We start from the raw sequence: 2293 nt of genomic DNA, 5'->3' as shown, positions 1-2293 counted from the left end.
GCGAATCGAAGGTCGCCGAGCCCGCCCGCCGCGTCGCCTTCGAGCATCCCTTCAAACTCGCCGGCCGGCCAGCTCGACCCGGCGTCCACCTCGACGCGGAGCGGCGTTCCCTCCGGCCCCGGCTTCTGCGACGCGAGCCTGAAGACGACCGGCGCCCCGTCAGGGCTGGAAAACTGGCCAGTGAGTTGGGCAGGCCCCTCGAGAGCCGGAACGGCAGCGTCGATGTCGACGCCTGCGATCTCTTGCGCTGCTCCGTCGGCGGCGCCGACGACCCGCACCCGCCCGTTCCGCACGATCAGACGGTCAACCCCGGTCGATCGGAGCCGAGCGATCGGCAACGCCGGGAAGCGCGGCGCGCCATCGGCGCCGCGCACGATCGTCAGAACGGGGTTATCGAGGCTGATGTCCGAGAACCGGATCTCACCGCTCGTGAGTTTGACGAGCGCGAGCTCGAGCCGCGCAGAGTCGAACGACAGCTTGGGGCCGTCGGGGCCTGGCGCGGACAACGAGCCCGCGCCGAGAGCAAGATAGGGCGTCGGCAGGAGCCTGACCTCGATGGGTCCCGTCAGGGAGACATTCGCGCCGGTGATCGCGTGGACACGCGCTTCGACCTCGGCGCGATGCGCGGACCAGTCGATGAGCATCGGCGCGACGAGCGCTGCCGACATCACGGCGACGAGCGCGACCGCGATGATGGTCAGAACATTGCGCACGGGGAAACGATTTCCACTCCGCCTCGACAAACCGCCGCGGGAACGACTCGGCGACCATCGCGGTCCAAAATGGCGCGAAAGTATGACCGAGACAACAAATGGGCAGGTTGGCGGCGTTGACGCTCATCGCCGCGCGCGTTGCAGGCGATACGCTCCGGAGCGCGATAATCCCGGCGGCCGCCGGGTCATGGCGCGGCTCTTGATTCGCGGAAATAGGGGCCGCGACTTTGCCGTCCCGATCCCGATAGGGCGCCATCCAGGCGAGTCCGGCTTCGGTCGTCGTCAGAGGCTGGTATTCGCAGCCAACCCAGCCGCCGTAGCCGAGCCGGTCGATCAATGGCAGCAGGAACGCATAGTTGATCTCGCCAGAGCCAGGCTCGCGCCGACCGGGATTGTCGGCGATCTGGATATGCGCGATTGCCGGCGCCGCGGCTTCGAGACGGCGCGCGAGATCGCCCTCCATCACCTGCATGTGATAGATGTCGGCCTGCAGGTAGAGATTGTCGGACTTGACGCAGCCCATCAGCCGCAGGGCTTGGTCACTGCGGTTCAAGAAGAAGCCCGGCATGTCGCGGGTGTTGATCGGCTCGATCAGGAGCCTGACGCCGCGCTTAGCCGTCGCCTCCGCGGCGAAGGCGAGGCTGGCGACGAAGGTTTCCTCGAGCGCTCGCTGATCGGCGCCGGGCGGCGCAATGCAGGCGAGGCAATTGAGCCGCACGCAGCCAAGTTCGCCGGCATAATCGAGCGCGCGCGAAACCCCGTCGCGGAACTCCTCTTCGCGGCCGGGCAGGATCGCGATTCCGCGCTCGCCGGCCTCCCAATCTCCAGCCGGCAGGTTGAAGAGCGCCTGAGTCAGGCCGTGGTCAGCGAGCCGCCGGGCGATATCCCGGACGCCGTGGTCGTAAGGCGAAGCATACTCGACGCCCTTGAACCCGGCCCGCGCCGCCGCGGCGAAGCGGTCGAGGAAAGGCAGCTCGGTGAACAGAAAGCCGAGGTTGGCGGAGAAATTCGGCATGCCGGCCCCGGGCTGAATCGGAGACGCGCTCTTCCCCGACCTTTGACTCCCAGGTTTGGTTCAGAGCGCCAAGGTCGCGGCTCGACGCGCGGCGCGCTCGCCGGCGGCGAGCATCTCGTCCGTCACGAGGCTCGCGAGGCCCAGGCTGGCGTAATCGACGCGGAAATAGCCGTCGGCGCCCGCTTCGACCGCGCGACAATTGCGCTCATCGGCAAGCAGCTCCTGCGCCATCACGCCCCAGAATTGGCGATCCTCGCCAATATAGCGGAAACTATACAAATTGACCGCTCCGGCCACCTCGCCGACACGTTTCACGTCCGTCTTCAAACGACGATCGGACGTAACAGTCGGACCCTCGCTTAGGCCACGCTTGTTGAAAGCCAGGGCGACGGCGTCTTCGGCTGAAGTCGCAGAATCGGGCTTGGCCTCGATATGTTCGAAACCGAGAAGCTTCGCGTCGTCCAGTTGCGCGGTTTGTGGAGTTTTTTGATCCCGAGATTCTAGCATGTTGATTTCCCGTTTCGATCCAAAAAGTGGAGGAAATTGGCATTTCGCTGCGCCGCGC

2 protein-coding genes and 1 pseudogene are annotated in these 2293 nt (G+C 66.1%); all 3 read right to left on the bottom strand.

What is annotated here, in order from left to right; translation table 11 throughout:
• Positions 1-713 (bottom strand): AsmA family protein (locus tag WCB02_RS32870; RefSeq protein ID WP_423964924.1); only part of this gene is annotated, 713 nt, incomplete at its 3' end.
• Between the two features lie 250 nt (positions 714-963).
• Positions 964-1728 (bottom strand): annotated as a pseudogene (gene otnI, locus WCB02_RS32865) (2-oxo-tetronate isomerase); the annotation flags it as partial.
• Between the two features lie 60 nt (positions 1729-1788).
• Positions 1789-2235, bottom strand: a complete 447-nt coding sequence (locus WCB02_RS32860) for a tail fiber domain-containing protein (RefSeq protein WP_423964926.1) — start codon at positions 2233-2235, stop codon at positions 1789-1791.
• Positions 2236-2293: the final 58 nt, after the last annotated feature.

Origin of the sequence: Bradyrhizobium sp. (assembly GCF_049581145.1) — a bacterium.
GTDB lineage: Bacteria > Pseudomonadota > Alphaproteobacteria > Rhizobiales > Xanthobacteraceae > Bradyrhizobium.
The sequence above is the reverse complement of the archived record's forward strand: the minus strand, read 5'-3'. Positions and strand labels throughout refer to the sequence as shown.

What these genes read in the sequence shown, in the direction of transcription:
- WCB02_RS32860 (WP_423964926.1), bottom strand. Translation starts at nt 2,235, where the DNA reads ATGCTAGAATCTCGGGATCAAAAAACTCCACAAACCGCGCAACTGGAC.